The organism is Ureibacillus manganicus DSM 26584 (assembly GCF_000772945.1).
Taxonomy (GTDB): domain Bacteria; phylum Bacillota; class Bacilli; order Bacillales_A; family Planococcaceae; genus Ureibacillus; species Ureibacillus manganicus.
In genome coordinates, this window is the sequence record NZ_JPVN01000001.1 from 40,003 (window position 1) to 59,885 (window position 19,883).

Here is a 19,883-nt window from a genome sequence, read left to right on the forward strand (position 1 = left end):
GTAACTAGACAATATAACGTATAACTAAAGAGATTATTGTATAGTATTGAAATCTAATTTGCCGGCCCACCCCTCCTTTGCAATGAAGTTATGTTATTACATAAATAGATTAATAGATTAACGTTTTAGGTTTACTAGCTCTTGTAAAATTTCATCCGAAGTAGTAATAATACGTGAGTTAGCTTGGAAACCACGTTGTGTAACAATCATTTCAGTAAATTCTTCTGAAAGGTCTACGTTAGACATTTCTAAAAATCCTGATTGAATTGAACCAAGACCTTCCTCAGTTGCGGTACCTAAAACTGGTAAACCTGAGTTTGGAGTTTGTTGGTAGTAGTTACTTCCCGCTTTCTCAAGACCGCTTGTATTTGGGAATTTTGCTAATTGTAATTGCCCTGCCCATTGTAGAATACCATTAGCATCAACAAAGTTAATTGTTCCATCTTGTCCAACAGACATACTTTGGGCTGTAGTTGGGATTCTGATTGGGCGTAATTGAGCGTTTGTGTCGCTAAAAGTGTCGATAGTTCCATCTTGAATCATCGAGTTGTTGATTGCTGTAAAAATAGAATTTACTCCGTTAACGAAAGTCTGTGTAGTACCATTAGCATCTAAATACTGATTGTTACTTATTACTTCAAATTGACTTGTTCCATTATCTAAATAGATCTTGCCATCCGTTGCATTAAATACATAATCATAAGTGCTAGATACACCACCTGAAATTATAGTTGCATTTAATGGTGTATTTGTAGCACCTGCATATAATTTTCCTGTGCCATCAAATCTTAGACCGTTTATTCTAGTTGCCTCATTTGCACCAGTAGCTGTTAATCTACCATTAGTTCCTGTATTACTAACGAAATAAGAATACCCGGGGAAGTTATTTGCATCTTGAGTAGCTACAGGTTCAGTAATTTGAACAACCATGTTCGGTACTGAAGTTACACTCGCTGCGTTACCAACTAAAAATTTACCATCTGAGTTTACTACATAACCATCTCTATCCATGTAAAAGTTACCAGCGCGTGTATATTGAATATTATTAAATCCAAAATTACCTGCAACACTATCTGCTACTTGGAAGAAACCATCTCCTGAAATCGCTAAGTCCAGAGTTCGGGAAGTTGTTTGTAAAGATCCTGTCCCATGAATTGTATCAATTGCTGCAATTTGAGATCCAAGTCCTACTTGTTTCGGATTGACCCCCCCACGTGTTTCAGTTGGAGCAGAGGCACCTGCTGTAGTTTGTGAGATTAAATCTTTGAATACAACTCGACCTTTTTTGAATCCGTATGTGTTAACGTTTGAGATATTATTCCCAATAACATCTAATTTTGTTTGGAAGTTCTTAAGACCTGAAATACCAGAATACATTGAACGTAACATAATTGTCGTTCTCCTTTCGTTTTTAGAAATGCTACATCTTTCAGTCAGTAGCACAAGGCATCCAATAAGGTCCTGCCTTATAGCACAATCGTGCCATCAATGTTTGTGAAAATTTGCTCTTTCGCTTCCGTGCGTTCCATCGCAGTGATTACCGTTGCATTTTTAGCACTTACAATCAACGCAGCTTGGTCCATCAATACTAACGGTTGATTGACTCCTTTTTGATGTGCCTCAAATACTTTATCTGTTACAACTTTCCATTCTTGTTCTGAAATTTTAATATTCCGTGCGATCAACCTCTCATTAGCGTGTTTACTAATTTTTAACTCTTGGGATTGTGTCGCCTTTTGCAAATGTTCAAGAAATGTGTTATTTGTTGTAACTTTTGTATTCAGTTTTTGTTGTGCATGGTATGACGGTTGCAATGGCACGTGCTGAATATGTATCCTACGCATGTGCGTCACCAACCTTATTTAGGTATTACTTCAAATTGGTCTTTTGTCAAAAGTGTATTATTTTCTAATAAGTACTCAATTGTACGGTTATTAGTTTTTACTGATTGAATGATTGAGTTAACCCATTCACCATTTGATTCATAGCGGATTGTTTTTCCAATTAATTTACTAGCTTCAACTAATGGATTTTCCGGTACATTATTTCCTGAATGAGAATTGTTAAAGACTGAAGATATATTTCCAGAAGATATTTCTTTCCCATCTTCTAATATAAATACAGGATCTCCATCAACAAACTTCATTTGTTCAATAACGCCTTTTCCATTATTCACAATGAAATTCCCTTCATCATCAACTTCATCTGTGATTTCATGCCACTCTACTTCTTTTCCTATAAAAGTTGTATAATTCATGAGCTGTGTTTGTTGTTGCGAAATTAGTAAGTTTTCAATTGCTTTAGTCATATTTTGCGTTTGTTCTAAAGAACTGAATTGCGCTAATTGGGATATATACTCAGTATTATCCATAGGTGCTGTTGGATCTTGATGTTGAAGTTGTGTTACTAATAACTGTAAGAATGCATCCTTTCCTAGAGCACTATTGCCAGTTTCTTTTACTGTTTGTTTTTTGTTAGTTATAAAATAATCATTTGTGATAGGTGTTGTTATATTCGTCACAGATTACACCTCCTCATTCATTAAATAATCTTGGAAGCTCATTTGTTCTTCTTCGTCATCATTGTGTTCATCTTCGTTCTTTTGTTCTTCTTCTTGTTGGCTAAATAAATTTCCAAAAAGGTTTTGATCACGAAGATTACGATCAGCATCTTGTAAACTTTGTGCAATATCAATTCGATCCATTTGAATATTCGCTTGAGCAAAGGATGTCTTTAACTGTTGTAACTGTCCATCAAGCAATTCTTTTGCTTGAACTGTCGATGCTAATAATCTCAATGTAAGTACACCATCTTTTTGCATCACTTCAATTCGAATCGATCCTAAATTCTCTGGGTACAGTTTAAGTAATAGCTTCATAGTCCCCTGTACATTCGAAAACTGACCTCGGCCGATTAATTGTTGAACTTCTTTAACAAGGGCCTCTCCTTGTGCACTTTTTTCGACTGGCAATGTAATAGTTATCGTTTTTGGTGTTGTAACTATCGTCTGCTGACCTGAAATTGTTTGTTGTGTTTCAGTCGTCGTTTCAATTTGTTTTACAACCTGTTGGAAACCTTGATTGGCAACTTTAGCTAAGCTAGTATCTTTTGATGTAGTTATTAATAATGTTTGTTGAGCTTTCAAGTCAGTTGAAATTTCTTTAAGTACATCTTTTAAATTTGCCAATTGAATTTGCTGATCTTGCCCTAAATCTGCCTTCTTACCAATAGCTCCGGCTAGTTTTAAAAGCTGAAGCAATTGCTCTGCTCCTTTTGGTGATACTTTATGTTCACCTTGTAAGGCGGTAATAATTTGGTCAACAATGGTTGGTCCATGTTCATTTACTAATTGAATCAGTTCCCAAATGTTACCCTGCTCAACGTTTATTTGCTCACTGTTTATCAATTGTTCTAACAAGTTTTGTAGCTGAGATTGATCCATATTTAATAGGGATAACAAATCTTCTAAATTCATCAATTCATCAATTGACCTTAACTCTTGGTTATCCATATTTTGAATCATTAATAATCCATCACTATTTTGAATACCAAGTAGGTCTAGTACATCTTCTACGGATTCTAAATCGATTAATTCATTTAGTTTGTTTGCATCTACATCACTATTAGTAGTTGAAGGGATTGAATCATTTCTGCTATTTTGTTTGTTAACAACTTCATTCAATACTGTACCAAATTTAGTATCCACTTCACTGGAATTGTTAGTTGTTGGACTTTGAAATGAATCACGCAACTTCGTTTTTGAAACTGCATTCAAGCTGACATTTGATAGTTGCATTATTCCTAAATTCACAATTTCACCTCCTTTCAATTTGGAAGGTATTTGGTTATCGTGTTAAATGTTCAGTAAATTTTGCTGCATCTTGAGGATTCATTTTTGAAAGTATGTCAGATAGTTTATCTGGTTTTAGTTGCATTAAGATTTTCAATGCCTCATTTAAATTCATCTCAACTAAGATTGGAGCAGCTTCTTTGGCAGACATTTTCTCAAAAGCAGTAATTATCTCGGTAATTTCCTTTTGTGCTGCAGTTTGGTTGTTCTTTAGTTTTTGAATTTCATATTCAAGTTCTTCTTGCAAAATTTTAGCTTCTTCGTTTTTACCGTTCGCTACTTCAAGTTGTGTTTGAAGTTGTGAAATCTGAGCTTCTTTTTCTGCAATTTCTGCCTGTAACTCAACTATTTTTTCACTATTAATAGGCTCTTGGACTTTTGCATCTTCTTGCGAAGAAACAAATGGTAGGTTCTCAGTTAGTTCCTTTGCTTTTTCAAACACATTGGTTCCTGTAAAGGACGCGATAACTAATAACACCGCAATCGCAAATAGTAGAGGGATTAACACCAAATAGAAAAACTTTTGAAAAAAGTTCGGTGATTTTACATCATCCATATTTTTGTTTTCAATTGTAGGTTTTGACATAGTTATCACCTGACTTCTTTTTTGGAATACATGATAGATGAAAGCTCGTCCATCATAAGCATTTCTGCTTTGTTTTGTTCTTCCTTAAATCGTTCTAAATCTTTTTCACGCATTTTTTCAAATTTCCGTACTTCTAGGCTTTTTTCAACTAACTTTTGCTCATGCCAGTTCATTTTTGTCCTAGCTTGCATGACTTTTTGTTGTACATCCGTAATAGATTTCTCCAAGCTATCAATAAAAGATGCAAAATGATGAATTTCATTGATCGTTGAGCCAGCCTTTAGCTTTTCAGTTTGAAAGCTAATTAAATCTTCTTTTTTCTTTAACAGTTCGTATAATTTTGAAGCAACTTCCTCGAATGCTTGAACTGATTCCTTATAGGCCATCTCAGTTTGTTGTTTCTCTTGTTCCCTAATTGTTAAAACTTTTTCAAATCGATATTTATACTGAAGCATTATTTTCCACCACCATTAGATAAAGCAATCAACTCGTTAACTGTATCCTCTAATGTAACTTTTGCTTTATAACTTTGCTTTAAGAAATTTGTGATCAGTGGTTCGTATTGGATGGCTTCATCAATTTCTTTTGAAGTCCCTCTTTTGTATGCACCAATATTGATTAAATCCTCTGACTTAGAGTATGTATAGTAAAGTTCTCGAAGGCGACTAGCTGCTTTTACATGCTCATCATCTGAAATATGGTTCATTAATCGACTAACACTTTTAAGAACGTTAATAGCTGGATATTGCCCCTTGTTAGCAAGTGTTCGATCCAACACAATGTGTCCATCTAAAATCCCACGAACAGCATCTGCTATAGGTTCGTTCATATCATCACCATCAACAAGTACGGTATAGAATGCAGTAATACTACCGTGCTTATTTGTCCCTGTTCGTTCTAACAATCTTGGTAAAATGGCGAATACTGATGGTGTATATCCTTTCTGCGCAGGTGGTTCCCCTGTTGCAAGACCTATTTCACGTTGAGCCATTGCCACACGTGTTACTGAGTCCATCATGAGCATAACGTTTAAGCCACGGTCTCTGAAATATTCTGCAATAGCTGTTGCAGTGAATGCCCCTTTAATACGCATTAGAGCTGGCTGATCTCCAGTTGCAGCAATAACAATAGAACGTTTCAACCCTTCTTTTCCTAGATCTCGTTCTATAAATTCTAATACTTCCCTACCACGTTCTCCAATTAAGGCGATTACGTTTAAATCAGCATTAGTATTTCGAGCAATCATTCCTAATAACGTACTCTTACCAACACCAGACCCTGCAAAAATACCAACCCTTTGTCCCATGCCTACAGTTAACATCCCGTCGATTGCTTTTACACCAACTTCAAGCTGGTCATTAATTGGTGGTCTACTTAATGGATTAGGAGGATCTTGTTCAGTCTGTACAGTTACTAACCCTCTTGGTAAAGATGAACCATCAAAGGGATTCCCCATTGAATCTAATACTTTACCAATCAGTTCTGGACCCACTTTCACCTCAAGAGGCGAGCCTGTTCCTTCAACTAAACAACCTATTGAAATTTCTCTAATAGATGTATAAGGCATAAGCATTACTAGTTCATCATTAAAGCCTACTACTTCAGCTAAAATCACTTGGTGTCCATGCTTAGAAGATTGAACATGTATTTTACATACATCCCCAATTGAGCTTTCAGGACCTTGTGATTCAATCATTAGTCCTACTACTCTAGTAATTTTCCCAAACTTTTTAAAGGTTGATAGATTCGGTATTTGGTCTATTAGCCCCGACGCACGCATACAATCATCCTTTATCCTAGTATTTCACTTAGCTTTAAACGTAGTTCGTTTAATTGATCATCGATGGATACAACGATTCTTCCACGGTTTGTTTCAATATAACAGTCTGTATCATTTAAATCTTCATTTACAAAGATGAAAAATGGTATATCTGTAGGGAACATTTCAGCTAATTCATCACGGTTTTTCGTTACAATCCCATGGTATTTAGGTGAAACATAGAGTTTGATTTCTTTCATTTCCCTTGCCTCTTTTAATCCTCGTTTGATGATGGAAATAAATACATCCTCATCTCTGTCTAATGAAGCTCCTATGATTCTTTCAGCTGCCGTTAGCGCAAGTTCTAAAATTACATGCTCTTGGTCTTCAATATATTTTCTAGCATTTTCTTTTGAATTTTCGATTGTTTGATTTGCTAGTTTAAGGGAGTCAATCATATCCGAGTTTGCTTTTTGGATTCCCTCTTCATAGCCCTGCCCGAAACCTTCTTCATAAGCACCTTTTTGTAAGACAATTTTTTCTTCTTCCCAAAGTTGCTTTAAATTCGCTAATTCTTCTAGCTGATGATTTCTATATCGTTCAAATTCTTCACGTTCTGATAGTAATAAATTTCTTTCTTCATCCAATCGCTTTTGTTTTTCTTGAAAAAGCTGCTCCATTGAGGGTTCGTTTGGTTCATCGACCATTTCATCAAACTGTTCTGTAAATAGATCACGAATATGAATTTCATAAGTTTTTTCTTCCTGTTGTGGCGAATACACGGAACGTATTATTCTAGACAATGACGTCATCCCCTCCACCACGAGCAATAATGATTTCGCCTGCATCTTCTAATCTTCGAATAACTGCTACAATTCTTGATTGAGCTTCTTCAACATCTCGTAGACGAACAGGACCCATAAATTCCATTTCTTCTCTAAATGTATCTGACATACGACTAGACATATTTCTGAAAATAATCTCTTTTACTTCATCGCTACTTACTTTCATTGAAAGAAGTAAATCGCTATTATCACAATCTCTAATAACACGTTGGATTGAACGGTTATCCAATGTAACAATATCTTCAAACACAAACATACGCTTTTTAATTTCTTCTGCTAGTTCTGGATCCTGTATTTCAAGTGCATCTAGAATTGTTTTTTCTGTTTGTCGGTCAACACCATTTAACACTTCAACAACAGCGTCAATTCCACCAGTTTCTGTATAATCTTGTGTTACGGTAGATGATAATTTTCGTTCTAATACAGACTCAATTTCACTAATTACCTCTGGCGACGTTGAATCCATAATTGCAATTCTTTTTGCAATATCAGCTTGTACTTCTTGTGGTAATGAAGATAATATGACTCCAGCCTGCCCAGGATCTAAATAAGAAAGTATTAATGCAATTGTTTGAGGATGCTCATTTTGAATAAAGTTAAAGATCTGTGATGGATCTGCTTTTCTAGCAAAGTCAAATGGACGTACTTGCAAAGAAGAAGTTAACCTATTAATAATCGCTTGAGCTTGTTCAGCACCTAACGCTGCCTCTAATACTGTTTTTGCATACCCTATACCACCTTGAGAAATATAATCTTGAGCTAGGGCAATATTATGAAATTCTTCTATTATATCTTCTTTTACATTTGGTTCTACCTTTTTAACTCCTGAAATTTCTAAAGTTAAACGTTCTATTTCTTCTTCATTTAAATGTTTATATACTGAAGCAGAAACCTCTGGTCCGAGGGAGATTAATAAAAGGGCAGCCTTTTGTTTGCCTGTTAACTCTTTATCTCTTCTAGACATACAATACCTCCACTTTAATCCTCAGTAATCCAACTTCGTAGCAATTTTGCAAAGTCTTCTGGTTTTTCTTTCGCCATTTTTTCAAGTTGTTTGCGGCGAACAGTGCTTTCTGTTTCTTTTTCTTCATTTATATCATCAACAAATAACTCTCTTTGTTCTTCAATTGCTTCTAAGTTCTCTGCCTCTGCCTTACGTTTTTTCGTAAATAACAGAGATACAACTAATAGAATAATTACTACGACTAATATTCCGCCAATCACCCAAATCCACCATGGAATTACTGGTGTATTGTCATCAATAGAAGTGGCATCATTACCATAGAATGGTTGAACAGATACGACAATTTTTTCGCCAATTTGCTGTTCTGTTAAATCTCCAGCAGCTTCTTTATCGATTGATGTTCGAACAATAGTTGCAAGTATTTGTTCGATATCTGAACGTACACCATCAGAAAGTGATGTTGCATCATCTCGAACTGGAGGTTCTACAACTACTTGAATTCCAATATCACGAATTTTATAAGGGCTTTCTTGAATTTCCTTTGTAATACGACTTACGTCATGATTGATTGTTTCTTCAATTCGCTCGTAGTCACCATCACCTGTACCTGTTCCAGCATCAAGGTAATTATCAGTAGCTTGACCACCTTGAGGTGTACCGATAGCAGCATCGGGATTTGAGCCTGTATATGTTTCAGTAATTCGTTGTGCACTTATTTCAATTCCAGCCATATTTTCTTCATCAACTGGTTGCACTAAATTCTCCTGACGATTTTCTTTTTTAAAGTCGATGTCAGTTGTTACAGATACAACTACTTTATCTTGTCCCATTAGCGTACCTAGCATTTGTTGTACTTGACGTTGGAGGTCACGTTCAATTGTTTTTTTCACTTCCATTTGACCTTGAACGGTATCAGTAGAACCAGAACCAGTTGATGCGGATTCTAAGTCGAAATATTCGGAATACTGATTTGTAATCACAATATTATCGGTACTTAAATTGGGAATACTTTTAGATACTAAGTTATATAAAGTTGCAATTTGTTCACTACTAAATTGATGTCCAGGTTCAGTATCGAGTGTAATCGCTGCACTCGCCTCTTGACTCATATCATTGACAAAAACGCCTTTTTTAGGAAGGGAAATCATGACATTTGCGTTTTTAATTCCATCAATGGTTTTGATCAAGTTTTCTAATTCAGTTTGAGTAGCAGCAAGTCTAATTACTTCAAATTCGTTATCTGTCATACCGAATCCAGCATTTGTTGTGAAAAAGGAATTATTAATCTCCCCAGATTCAGGGTAACCTTGTGCTGCTAAAGAAACTTTTAAAGTATCCACTTCACCTTCAGGTACTAAAATATTTGTACCACCCGGACCGATTTCATAAGTAGTTCCCTGTGCTGTTAATACCTCTGAAATTTCTCCTACTTCCTTGATTGATAGTTCAGTGAAAAGAGGTACCATTGTTGTTCTTGTAAGTATGTATGTTAGGACACTTGCTATGAGAATCACACCTAATACTGTCCCAATTATTGAACCTTTTTGTTTCTTTGTTCTACTTTTCCAGAATTGTGTGGAGTCTGTTTTCACTTTTGTAAGTCGCTCGTTCATTAATGAGACCTCCGGTTATATTGAATACATTAATAACAATTAATATTCGCAATAACCGTTAGATTGACATACGCATTATCTCCTGGTATGCATCAATCACTTTATTACGAACTTCCATTGTAGCACTTAATGTAATACTTGCTTTTTGAGATGCGATCATCACTTCGTGTAGGTCAACATCTTGTCCAGTAATCAATTTTTGAGTAAATGTATCTGATTGTATTTGTTGATTATTGACAGATTCAATGGCGTTGCTTAAATAGTTGGAAAAATTCTTTCCAGCCTCATAGGGCGTAGCTTGTACTCCCAATTTATCTGTTTGGTTTGTAATTTGTGTTGGAGTAATTAAAGAAATCGAATTAATTGCCATTATTCATCACCATTTCTAGGTTATTTCCCTATTTCTAATGCTTTCGTAAGCATTGATTTATTCGCATTAAAGACCGTAATATTTGCTTCATAAGAACGAGTAGCAGATATTAAATCTACCATTTCTCTTAATAAATCAACATTCGGCATTTCCACATAGCCATCTTCATTTGCGTCAGGGTGTGTTGGATCGTACACTAATTTAAATGGAGTTTCAGTATCATCACTAATTTTTGTAACTTTCACACCATTACCAACTTCGTTATTACCCATAGCTTTATTTAGGAAGTTTGAAAAACGCCCTTCGTTTGATGCTAATGTTACTGTTTTTCTTCGATATGGTTCCCATTGTCCATCAACTTGTTTAGCACGAGTTGTATCGATATTAGCGATGTTGGATGAAATAACATCCATTCTTAAACGCTGCGAAGTCAAAGCAGAGGATGTAATATTCATGCTTTTAAAAATAGACATAATTAACGGCCTCCTTTTATCACAGTGTTTAATGTATTTAACTTCCCGTTAATACGATCTACTAAAGCGTTATAATAGATAGTATTCTCAGCCAATTTCGCTTGCTCGGCGTCCATATCAACACCATTACCATCGTTTCTATATTTAAAAATCTCGTAACTCATTACGCCAGAATTTCTGTTTGTAATCTCAAAATTATAATGTCTCACATTAGTTCTATTTGCAGAAAAAATAGTAGTTTGTGTTTCATTTAATATATTTTTAAAACTAACATCTTTCGCTTTATAATTTGGCGTGTCAACATTTGCTATATTTTGCGCTATCGCTTTGTTTTTTAAGGTCGAATATTGCAAACCCTTTTCTAAACTGTGAATAGTCCCTCCAAATAAGCTCAAACGTTTCACCTCTTTTAAAAAAATTACTATTCCATAACATTCTCATCTAATTTTAATGAAGTTAATGAAATGTGTCTATCGCCTTTTGTCGTATTTTAATAGGCTAATAGAACTATTTTTGACATCATTTTTCGAGAATTTTTCACTTCTTTCTCTTTTGTTCATCGAAATTCGACAGGGGATTATTAACTAATTTTGAAGTTTTTAGTGCATTTGAACATTTTTTATAAGTAATTAGATATACATTTCTATAAAATTATGTATATTAAATAGTCTAATGGACCTAAACATGTAAAAAAGGATTTCATCATGAAGATGAAACCCTTTATTTGACATAATTATTTCATTTTTATTTCAGCTAATGCATTTAAGAATTTATCATTTAATACTTTTATATACGTACCTTTCATTCCTAGAGAACGTGATTCGATTACACCAGCAGATTCTAATTTACGAAGAGCATTTACGATAACAGATCTTGTAATTCCTACACGATCAGCAATTTTAGAAGCAACTAAAAGACCTTCATAACCATCAAGTTCTTCAAAGATATGCTCAATTGCTTCTAATTCACTATATGATAAAGAATTAATCGCCATTTGAACTACTGCTTTACTACGAGCTTCTTCTTCGATTTCTTCTGATTTTTCACGTAAAATTTCCATACCAACTACCGTTGCACCGTATTCAGCTAAGATTAAATCATCATCTTCGAATTGGTCGTGTAAGCGAGCTACTATTAGTGTCCCTAGACGTTCGCCTCCACCATTAATAGGAACAATCGTTGTTAAACCATTTTGGAATAGATCTTTGTTTTCAATTGGGAAAACTGTATGTTCGCTATTAATATCAAGGTTTGTTGAAGTTTCAGTTAATGTAAATAAGTTTGTTGTATATTCTTCCGGGAATTGACGCTCTTCAAACATTTTTTTCATGCGCTCATTCTCAATTTTGTGGTGAATAGAAATACCAAGTAATTTTCCCTTACGACTTACAATAAAAACGTTACAATCAATTATATCGCCAAGTGTGTCTGCCATTTCTTTAAAATTAACAGGTTTACCAGCAGATGCTTGTAGCATCGAGTTAATTTTACGTGTTTTACTTAATAAATTCATTTGTATATATCCTCCTAAAGGCTTTCGTACCCTTATTTTAAACATTACTATTAGTTTTATCCTGAATTATTGGAAAAATGTTAATACGGTCTTTGTTTTGATCAAGCCAAGAACTGGTACACTAACTATTAAAAGATTACTCTCTATAGAATAAACTGAGATAAGTCTTTATTTTTTGAAATTTCCCCTAGTTTTCGATCGACATATGCCGGCGTTATTTCAATATGGCTTGGAGCAATTTCAGAAGCTTCAAAAGATAATTCTTCGAGCAAACGCTCTAAAATTGTATGCAATCTCCTAGCACCAATATTGTCAGTGTCTTGGTTTACCTGTGTTGCAATTTCTGCAATGCGATCAATTGCATCATCTGTGAAATTGATCGTTACACCTTCTGTTTCTAGTAAAGCTTTATATTGTAATATTAATGACTGATCCGGCTCTTTTAAAATACGAATAAAATCATCTTTTGTTAATTTTTCAAGCTCTACACGAATTGGGAAACGCCCTTGCAGTTCTGGTATTAAATCACTTGGTTTAGACATATGAAAAGCACCAGCTGCAATAAATAATATGAAGTCAGTTTTTACAGGGCCGTATTTTGTAGTAACTGTTGACCCTTCCACAATTGGTAGAATGTCTCGTTGAACACCTTCTCTTGAAACATCTGCAGATTGAGATGATCCACGACTAGCAATCTTATCAATTTCGTCTATAAAGATAATCCCCGATTGTTCTGCTCTATCAATTGCTTCTTGAGCTAATTCATCAGAATCAATTAATTTATTTGCCTCTTCAATGACCAAAACTCTACGTGCGTCTTTTACTTTCATTTTTCTTTTCTTTTTCTTTTTAGGCATTAAGTTTGAAAGCATATCTTGCATGCCTGATGAACCCATATCCATGCCCATTCCCGGCATCATATCAAACATAGCAGTATTTTGTTCAGTTACTTCGACTGTTACAATCGATTCTTCAAGCTTACCTGCTTTTAAGTCAGCTGCAATTTGAGAACGTTTTGAACGAACTTCTGTTTCCTCTTGTGAAGAATCATCATTTGGCTTGTCGTTCTTTTGACCACCGAATAACATTTCAAAAGGATTTTGTGCCACATTATCTTTTTTCCTTGAAGGAACTAATAATTTTACAATGGCTTCATTTGCAAGAGCTTCTGCTTGTTCCTTCACATTATTCATCATTTCATCTTTAACTAATCTTCTTGAAGCTTCTACTAAATCACGTACCATCGACTCAACATCTCTTCCAACATAGCCGACCTCAGTAAACTTAGTTGCTTCCACTTTTATGAATGGAGCATTTGTTAGTTTTGCTATTCGTCTTGCAATTTCTGTTTTACCAACACCAGTTGGACCAATCATTAAAATGTTTTTTGGTATAATTTCGTTTTTTAAGTCTTCACTTAACATTGAGCGTCGAAAACGATTACGAAGTGCAATTGCTACAGCTCTTTTCGCTTGCGTTTGTCCAACAATATGTCTGTTCAAATGTTCTGTAATTTGTCTAGGCGTTAAATTTAGTCCTGTCATTCTTCAAGCGCCTCCACGATTATATTATGGTTTGTATACACACAAATATCTGCTGCTACAGTTAAAGCAGCCTCTGCAATTTCTTTAGCAGTTAAATGTTCACCTGCATGTCTTTTTAAAGCCCTACCAGCAGATAATGCATAATTACCTCCCGAACCAATGGCTAATATTCCATCGTCTGGCTCAATTACTTCTCCAGTACCTGAAATAAGAAGTAGAGTATTTTTATCCATAACTAATAACAAAGCTTCCAGTTGACGTAGCATTTTATCACCACGCCATTGTTTTGCCACTTCTACCGCTGCTCTTTGTAAGTTACCATTGTATTCGTTTAACTTTGCTTCAAACATTTCGAATAATGTAAAAGCATCTGCAACGGATCCTGCAAATCCTGCTAAAACCTTACCTTGATACAGTCTTCTTACTTTCCTTGCAGTATGTTTCATTACAACAGCATTACCTAGTGTTACTTGACCATCACCAGCCATCGCACATTTTCCATTATGGTGAATTGCAAATATAGTAGTTGCATGAAATTGTCCCATAATCATTCTCCCTTAATCAAATTCGCCTTGACATTTCTAACGATAAATGACTTTCACTAGTCTTAGATCATTTTTTGCGTAGATGTGTCTCACAAAATTACAAACCTTATGCTGACACAAACTATATATCGATGCGTAATCCTTTGCTTTTCGAAGTTAAGCCCTTGGATGTGCTTTCATATAAGTATTTCGAAGATGCTCTTTTGTTACGTGTGTATATACTTGTGTAGATGACAAAGTTGCATGTCCTAATAGTTCTTGAACAGTTCTTAAATCAGCACCATTGTTTAGTAGATGCGTTGCAAAAGTATGTCTGAGCATATGTGGATAAATTTTAGTTTTCAAAGATGCGTTTTCAATCATTTCATTTAATATATAACGCACTCCACCGGCAGTAAGTTCGTTTCCTCGCATATTTACAAATAAACGATTATGTTTTGTATGCTTCATCATTTTCGGCCGAGCTTCATGAATATATTTTATTAATGCATCTTGTGCAAAATGCCCGAAAGGTACGATTCGTTCCTTTCTTCCTTTACCCATGACTCTTAAAATAGAATAATTTAGATCTATATCATCTAACTCAATAGATACACACTCACTAACACGGATCCCTGAAGCATAAAGCAACTCAAGTAGAGCAATATTGCGTATAGATTTTATATCTTCACCAATATTTTCTTCAAATAATTTCGAGAGTTCTTCCTCATAAAAAAAGTTTGGTAATCTTTTTTCTTTTTTGGGATGGTAGAGTGAAGAAAAAGGCGCGTCATCCAATTGATATTCCCGATTTAAAAAGCGGAAAAATGAACGAATGGAGGAAATTTTTCTTGATATTGAAGTTCTAGCTTTTTTTTCATCATATAATTTAGTTACATACAACCTCGCATGGAGATACTCTACATCATTTAAATCTGCGATTCCTTCACGCTTACAAAATTCTAAGAAATCATTCAAATCATATTGGTATTCTTTTACAGTATGTATCGAAAAGTTTCTTTCTAACTGTATATATCGAATAAATTGTCCTAAGCTATCTTCTATATTTATCGACATACAAACACCTCCAATACAAATCCTTCGGCTGTATGGATACAATTCCATATAGACAATGCTAAAACTATATGAGAATAGATTGGAACATTATTACCCATTTACTATTTATGTGTTAAACCACCATATGGAGTTATCTTAAAACTCCAAATATGACACTAAACTTATCTCAATAAATAATCAAGTGAAAAATACATAATAATTGTTAAGAATGAGTAAACGTTAACAATTTAGTAAAGAATAGCTAATCCATATAAATGTATACAATATGAAAGCCTCTAAAATTATAACAACTTTTAGAGGCAAAAATCAAATATATTGTTTGAGAATTCATAAAATTTAGAATCGTGTTTACAATTTGTTCAATATTAGTGTGAAGTTATTTATCGCGAGTGTTTTCCGCTTTTCACAGAAAGTGGCGCTTTTTTGTCGCCGACGCGGAGCTGGGCGAGCGTTCTTCGCTTTTCTTATTGTCTAGCTCCGAACGCTAGCTCCTCGGCAACTTCAAAACCGTCTGCAAGAGCAAAGAGCGCTCTTTTGTCGGTTTCTCCGAAGTACATGGATGTACGAGTGCCGGGAGTGCGACAGGATGTCGCGTTTACGAACGGCCAGTTGCGGTCGGAGCTGGGCGAGCGTTCTTCGCTTTTCTTATTGAACGGCAGCTTCCTCATAATCACATTTCGTACATTGGATTTGTACACCTTTTTTCAATTTCTTCTCTATTAATAATGAACTACATTTTGGACAAGGTCTACTAATTGGCTTATCCCAAGATACAAATTCACATTCTGGATAATTGTTGCAACCATAAAACGTTCGTCTCGTTTTACTTTTTCTTTCAACGATTTCGCCAGTCTCACAAGAAGGACATTTTACCCCAATCAGTTTTAAAATCGCTTTTGTGTTACGACAATCTGGAAAGTTTGAACACGCCATAAATTTGCCGTAACGCCCTAATTTATAAACCATTGGGGCTCCACAGTTTTCACAATCTTCACCTGCTGGTTCATCTTTTATCTCAATTTTTTCCATCGTTTCTTCTGCATGTTTTAAATATTTTTCAAAATCACGGTAAAATTCATCGATTATTTCTACCCAATTCGATTGACCATCTTCAACCTTGTCGAGATCTTGTTCCATTTTTGCAGTAAATTCAATATTGATAATTTCTGGGAAAAATTCACTCATCAATTGATGGACAATTTCACCAAGCTCCGTTGGAACAAATCGTTTTGCGTCTAATTGTACGTAACCTCTTTTTTGGATAACATCAAGAGTTGGAGCATAAGTTGATGGTCGACCAATTCCTAATTCCTCAAGCTCTTTTACTAATCTCGCCTCAGTATAACGTGGTGGCGGCTGAGTAAAATGTTGGTTAGGAATAATCTCTAATGAATTTACCTTATCTCCTATTTCCATTTCAGGTAAAAGCTTAGTTGTTTCTTCTGTTTGATCATCTGTACCTTCAATATAAAGTTTCATAAACCCAGGGAACTTCACTTGAGATCCATTGGCACGGAAGTATACTCCGGAATTTTCCAAATCGACTGAAACAGTATCTAATACAGCAGGTGCCATTTGACTCGCCACAAAGCGGTCCCAAATAAGTCGATATAATCTCAATTGGTCACGACTTAGGACATCCTTAAGGGACTCAGGTGTTCTTAGTACACTTGTAGGTCGGATTGCTTCGTGAGCGTCTTGGGCATTTGTTGATTTTTTAGCCTTTTTACCCTCTCCGACAACATAATCCGCACCATATTTTTCTTTAATATACTCGTAGCTTTCAGTTTTTGCTGTTTCGGAAATACGTGTAGAATCCGTACGCATATACGTAATTAACCCGACAGTTCCTTCTTTTTTCCCTACATCAATACCTTCATAGAGTTGTTGTGCTAGCATCATGGTTTTCTTTGCACGGAAATTTAGTTTTCTAGCAGCTTCTTGTTGCAAGGATGAAGTAGTAAATGCCGGTGAAGCATTTCTTTTTCGTTCTTTTTTAACCACATTTGTAACAACGAACTCATCACCATTTAAGCTTTTTAATATTTCATTTACTTGAGCTTCATTTGTTAATTTGACTTTTTCTTTGTCAGTTCCATAGAAAAAAGACTCAAATGGCTTTTTGCCTTTTTCAAAAGTGGCTTCAATTGACCAATATTCTTCTGGAACGAAATTTTTAATCTCGTTTTCACGGTCAATAATTAGACGCATTGTTACAGACTGTACTCTACCAGCCGATAATCCTTTTTTCACCTTTTTCCATAAAAGTGGACTGATGTTATATCCAACTAGGCGGTCTAAAATCCGGCGAGCTTGTTGTGCATCTACTAAATCCATATTAATTGCTCTTGGGTTTTTAAAAGATTCTAATATTGCATCTTTTGTAATTTCATTGAATACAACTCGACAGTCAGAATTTGTATCAATATTTAATGCTTGGGCTAGATGCCAAGCAATCGCTTCACCTTCGCGATCCGGGTCGGCTGCAAGATATACTTTTTTAGCTTTTTTTGCAGCAGTTTTTAAATCCTGTAATACCGGACCCTTCCCACGAATTGTAATGTACTTTGGTGTGTAGTTGTTTTCTACATCAATTCCTGTTGTACTTCGTGGTAAATCACGAACATGTCCAATAGACGCTTTCACTTTATATTTCTTTCCTAAATATCTTTCAATTGTTTTTGCTTTTGCTGGTGACTCAACAATCACTAAATAATCTGCCATTATTACATCCCCCTGTAGAGGTAAATTCTTTAAAAAATCTATTATAGTTAAATTTGTATGAAAATGAATACCTGTTGCAAAATGTATAACAGTTTGAAAGATAATGCAACTTTTTTTCAATATTTACCCAAAAACATTTTTCTTTCCTCAATAATTTGATAGCCATTCCAGATCGGTATAGCCCCTTCTTTTAACAGTAAGTTTGTCCCTTTTGAGAGTTCAGAATTGATGGGTCCTGGAACTACAAAAATATCTTTTCCATGATCGAGTGCATGGTCTGTTGTAATTAGTGTACCACTTGACAATGCAGCTTCTGTTACAACCACTGCTTCACTAATACCGCTAATAATACGATTTCTCATTGGAAATTGCCATTTTCGAGGCTCAACATAAGGTGGATATTCTGTAATTAATAAATGGCTTTTCTCCATTTCTAGGGCTAATGAACGATTTTCTTTAGGATATATGTGAAAAAAGCCACTCCCTAAAACACCAATTGTTTTTCCCCCATACCGAATCGCGGCCGAATGAGCAATACTATCAGCACCTTTAGCTAATCCACTTACAATGACATAGTCTTTCTCCACTAGTGGGGGGATGATAAAATCAAGTGCCATTGAAGAATAGTTGGTTGCATTTCTAGCTCCGATTACAGCAATCTTATTCGTTCTTGTTAAAAGTGATACGTCCCCTTTCGCATAAAAAACAGTCGGTGGATCTATTAATTCAAATAGTTCTTTAGGGTACCATTTATTTTTAAAGGAAATAGGAACGATACTTTGAGAGGAATATGCTTCTAGTAAATTTACTTGAAGCATTTTAACGTATTCTCGCAAAATATTCTCTGATTTATTCAAAGAAATTTGTAAAATGTTAGCTAATCTTGTCGGGGAAGTTGTCGATAGGTTCTCTAAGGAGTCTAAGGATTGTATGAGTCTTTTGTAAGCTTTTAACGTAAGAGGATAAACATAATGCAAGGCAAGTAATTGATGATTTCCTTGTTCAGTCAATTTACATATCACCTCTTATATTATATAGAAGAAACTCTTATAAAAAAGTTGACCGCATTTTTTAAATTGCTCATAACAAAAATGAAAAGGTGTAGCAAAGTCGCTACACCTCCATTTTAATGGGTCTTACATTGTTCGTATAGACCTTTTTCTTTTAATACTTTAATTAATGTTTCACCAATAACCGAAGGAGTTGGTGCTACTTCGATTCCTGCTTCATTCATTGCTTTAATTTTTTCTTTTGCAGTTCCTTTTCCACCTGAAATAATTGCTCCAGCATGGCCCATTCGTTTACCTGGAGGTGCAGTTTGTCCACCGATAAATCCTACAACAGGTTTTGTCATATTTGCTTTAATCCACTCAGCAGCTTCTTCTTCAGCAGTACCACCGATTTCTCCGATCATTACAACCGCATAAGTTTCAGGATCGTTATTAAACTCTGATAATACGTCGATAAAGTTCGTACCATTTACAGGGTCACCGCCAATCCCTACTGCTGTCGTTTGTCCAATTCCAGCTTGGGATAGTTGATGAACTGCTTCATAAGTAAGTGTTCCTGAACGTGATACAACACCAACATGTCCTTTTGTATGAATATACCCAGGCATAATTCCGATTTTACATTCGTCAGCAGTAATGACTCCTGGGCAGTTTGGTCCAACCAATCGTGTTTTCTTACCTTCCATATAACGCTTTACTTTTACCATATCAATTACTGGAATATGCTCAGTAATACAAATTGTTAAATCTAAACCAGCATCCACAGCCTCTACAATCGCATCTGCTGCAAATGGAGCAGGGACATAAATGACTGAAACATTTGCACCTGTTTCATTTACTGCATCTTGTACAGTATTAAAAACGGGAACACCCTCTACTGTTTGTCCACCTTTACCCGGTGTTACACCTGCAACAATTTTCGTACCATATTCTAGCATTTGCTTCGTATGGAATAGTGCTGTTTCTCCTGTAATACCTTGAACAATTACTTTTGTATCTGCATTAATATATACACCCATGATTTTCCCTAC

Annotated in this window: 20 protein-coding genes; all 20 read right to left on the reverse strand. The window is 35.2% G+C overall.

The window, feature by feature from the left end; genetic code table 11:
- Window positions 1-117 precede the first annotated feature (117 nt).
- Window positions 118-1,389 (reverse strand): flagellar hook-basal body complex protein, encoded by a 1,272-nt coding sequence (locus tag CD29_RS00200; RefSeq protein ID WP_036181568.1) that lies wholly within the window; start codon window positions 1,387-1,389, stop codon window positions 118-120.
- A 77-nt stretch (window positions 1,390-1,466) separates the two neighbouring features.
- Window positions 1,467-1,844 (reverse strand): TIGR02530 family flagellar biosynthesis protein, encoded by a 378-nt coding sequence (locus CD29_RS00205; RefSeq protein ID WP_036181571.1) that lies wholly within the window; start codon window positions 1,842-1,844, stop codon window positions 1,467-1,469.
- Window positions 1,845-1,858: 14 nt separating this feature from the next.
- A complete protein-coding gene (locus CD29_RS20110; protein ID WP_088322063.1) occupies window positions 1,859-2,521 on the reverse strand; it encodes a flagellar hook capping FlgD N-terminal domain-containing protein in 663 nt (220 codons plus the stop codon).
- 3 nt (window positions 2,522-2,524) lie between these two features.
- Entirely contained in the window at window positions 2,525-3,811 is a 1,287-nt protein-coding gene (locus CD29_RS20115; protein WP_052123923.1) for a flagellar hook-length control protein FliK, read from the reverse strand.
- Between the two features lie 34 nt (window positions 3,812-3,845).
- Entirely contained in the window at window positions 3,846-4,436 is a 591-nt protein-coding gene (locus CD29_RS00220) for a MotE family protein (RefSeq protein WP_036181574.1), read from the reverse strand.
- 5 nt (window positions 4,437-4,441) lie between these two features.
- Window positions 4,442-4,891: a flagellar export protein FliJ gene (gene fliJ, locus CD29_RS00225; protein ID WP_036181576.1), complete on the reverse strand. Its 450-nt coding sequence runs from the start codon at window positions 4,889-4,891 to the stop codon at window positions 4,442-4,444.
- Window positions 4,891-6,216, reverse strand: a complete 1,326-nt coding sequence (gene fliI / locus CD29_RS00230) for a flagellar protein export ATPase FliI (protein WP_036181578.1) — start codon at window positions 6,214-6,216, stop codon at window positions 4,891-4,893. Before fliI ends, fliJ begins: the two co-directional genes overlap by 1 nt.
- A gap of 11 nt (window positions 6,217-6,227) precedes the next feature.
- On the reverse strand, window positions 6,228-7,007 hold the full coding sequence (gene fliH, locus CD29_RS00235) for a flagellar assembly protein FliH (RefSeq protein ID WP_328286467.1): 780 nt from the start codon (window positions 7,005-7,007) through the stop codon (window positions 6,228-6,230).
- The gene (fliG, locus tag CD29_RS00240; RefSeq protein ID WP_036181582.1) at window positions 6,991-8,004 is read right to left on the reverse strand and encodes a flagellar motor switch protein FliG; all 1,014 of its coding nucleotides are present in this window, start codon (window positions 8,002-8,004) and stop codon (window positions 6,991-6,993) included. The genes fliH and fliG overlap by 17 nt, the downstream gene beginning before the upstream one ends.
- 14 nt (window positions 8,005-8,018) lie before the next feature.
- A complete protein-coding gene (fliF, locus tag CD29_RS00245; RefSeq protein WP_036181584.1) occupies window positions 8,019-9,617 on the reverse strand; it encodes a flagellar basal-body MS-ring/collar protein FliF in 1,599 nt (532 codons plus the stop codon).
- A gap of 58 nt (window positions 9,618-9,675) precedes the next feature.
- A complete protein-coding gene (fliE, locus tag CD29_RS00250) occupies window positions 9,676-9,987 on the reverse strand; it encodes a flagellar hook-basal body complex protein FliE (RefSeq protein ID WP_036181587.1) in 312 nt (103 codons plus the stop codon).
- 20 nt (window positions 9,988-10,007) lie between these two features.
- Window positions 10,008-10,460 carry a flagellar basal body rod protein FlgC gene (gene flgC / locus CD29_RS00255; RefSeq protein WP_036181589.1) on the reverse strand — a complete coding sequence of 151 codons (453 nt, stop codon included), beginning with the start codon at window positions 10,458-10,460 and terminating at the stop codon, window positions 10,008-10,010.
- 2 nt (window positions 10,461-10,462) lie between these two features.
- On the reverse strand, window positions 10,463-10,855 hold the full coding sequence (gene flgB / locus CD29_RS00260) for a flagellar basal body rod protein FlgB (RefSeq protein ID WP_036181591.1): 393 nt from the start codon (window positions 10,853-10,855) through the stop codon (window positions 10,463-10,465).
- Between the two features lie 338 nt (window positions 10,856-11,193).
- On the reverse strand, window positions 11,194-11,973 hold the full coding sequence (gene codY / locus CD29_RS00265) for a GTP-sensing pleiotropic transcriptional regulator CodY (protein ID WP_036181593.1): 780 nt from the start codon (window positions 11,971-11,973) through the stop codon (window positions 11,194-11,196).
- Window positions 11,974-12,116: 143 nt separating this feature from the next.
- Window positions 12,117-13,517: an ATP-dependent protease ATPase subunit HslU gene (gene hslU, locus CD29_RS00270; RefSeq protein WP_036181595.1), complete on the reverse strand. Its 1,401-nt coding sequence runs from the start codon at window positions 13,515-13,517 to the stop codon at window positions 12,117-12,119.
- On the reverse strand, window positions 13,514-14,062 hold the full coding sequence (gene hslV, locus CD29_RS00275; RefSeq protein ID WP_036181598.1) for an ATP-dependent protease subunit HslV: 549 nt from the start codon (window positions 14,060-14,062) through the stop codon (window positions 13,514-13,516). The genes hslU and hslV overlap by 4 nt, the downstream gene beginning before the upstream one ends.
- A 156-nt stretch (window positions 14,063-14,218) precedes the next feature.
- Window positions 14,219-15,118 (reverse strand): tyrosine recombinase XerC, encoded by a 900-nt coding sequence (gene xerC / locus CD29_RS00280; RefSeq protein WP_036181601.1) that lies wholly within the window; start codon window positions 15,116-15,118, stop codon window positions 14,219-14,221.
- A gap of 645 nt (window positions 15,119-15,763) precedes the next feature.
- Window positions 15,764-17,842 carry a type I DNA topoisomerase gene (topA, locus tag CD29_RS00285; protein ID WP_036181603.1) on the reverse strand — a complete coding sequence of 693 codons (2,079 nt, stop codon included), beginning with the start codon at window positions 17,840-17,842 and terminating at the stop codon, window positions 15,764-15,766.
- A 116-nt stretch (window positions 17,843-17,958) separates the two neighbouring features.
- The gene (gene dprA / locus CD29_RS00290) at window positions 17,959-18,852 is read right to left on the reverse strand and encodes a DNA-processing protein DprA (RefSeq protein WP_036181605.1); all 894 of its coding nucleotides are present in this window, start codon (window positions 18,850-18,852) and stop codon (window positions 17,959-17,961) included.
- Between the two features lie 116 nt (window positions 18,853-18,968).
- Entirely contained in the window at window positions 18,969-19,871 is a 903-nt protein-coding gene (gene sucD / locus CD29_RS00295; RefSeq protein ID WP_036181607.1) for a succinate--CoA ligase subunit alpha, read from the reverse strand.
- Between the last annotated feature and the right edge of the window lie 12 nt (window positions 19,872-19,883).

Bases quoted from the DNA above. Each gene is read 5' to 3' on its own strand.
- CD29_RS00200 (WP_036181568.1), bottom strand. From the start codon at position 1,389: ATGTTACGTTCAATGTATTCTGGTATTTCAGGTCTTAAGAACTTCCAA.
- CD29_RS00205 (WP_036181571.1), bottom strand. From the start codon at position 1,844: ATGCGTAGGATACATATTCAGCACGTGCCATTGCAACCGTCATACCAT.
- CD29_RS00220 (WP_036181574.1), bottom strand. From the start codon at position 4,436: ATGTCAAAACCTACAATTGAAAACAAAAATATGGATGATGTAAAATCA.
- fliJ (WP_036181576.1), bottom strand. From the start codon at position 4,891: ATGCTTCAGTATAAATATCGATTTGAAAAAGTTTTAACAATTAGGGAA.
- fliI (WP_036181578.1), bottom strand. From the start codon at position 6,216: ATGCGTGCGTCGGGGCTAATAGACCAAATACCGAATCTATCAACCTTT.
- fliH (WP_328286467.1), bottom strand. From the start codon at position 7,007: ATGACGTCATTGTCTAGAATAATACGTTCCGTGTATTCGCCACAACAG.
- fliG (WP_036181582.1), bottom strand. From the start codon at position 8,004: ATGTCTAGAAGAGATAAAGAGTTAACAGGCAAACAAAAGGCTGCCCTT.
- fliF (WP_036181584.1), bottom strand. From the start codon at position 9,617: ATGAACGAGCGACTTACAAAAGTGAAAACAGACTCCACACAATTCTGG.
- fliE (WP_036181587.1), bottom strand. From the start codon at position 9,987: ATGGCAATTAATTCGATTTCTTTAATTACTCCAACACAAATTACAAAC.
- flgC (WP_036181589.1), bottom strand. From the start codon at position 10,460: ATGTCTATTTTTAAAAGCATGAATATTACATCCTCTGCTTTGACTTCG.
- codY (WP_036181593.1), bottom strand. From the start codon at position 11,973: ATGAATTTATTAAGTAAAACACGTAAAATTAACTCGATGCTACAAGCA.
- hslU (WP_036181595.1), bottom strand. From the start codon at position 13,517: ATGACAGGACTAAATTTAACGCCTAGACAAATTACAGAACATTTGAAC.
- hslV (WP_036181598.1), bottom strand. From the start codon at position 14,062: ATGGGACAATTTCATGCAACTACTATATTTGCAATTCACCATAATGGA.
- xerC (WP_036181601.1), bottom strand. From the start codon at position 15,118: ATGTCGATAAATATAGAAGATAGCTTAGGACAATTTATTCGATATATA.
- topA (WP_036181603.1), bottom strand. From the start codon at position 17,842: ATGGCAGATTATTTAGTGATTGTTGAGTCACCAGCAAAAGCAAAAACA.
- sucD (WP_036181607.1), bottom strand. From the start codon at position 19,871: ATGGGTGTATATATTAATGCAGATACAAAAGTAATTGTTCAAGGTATT.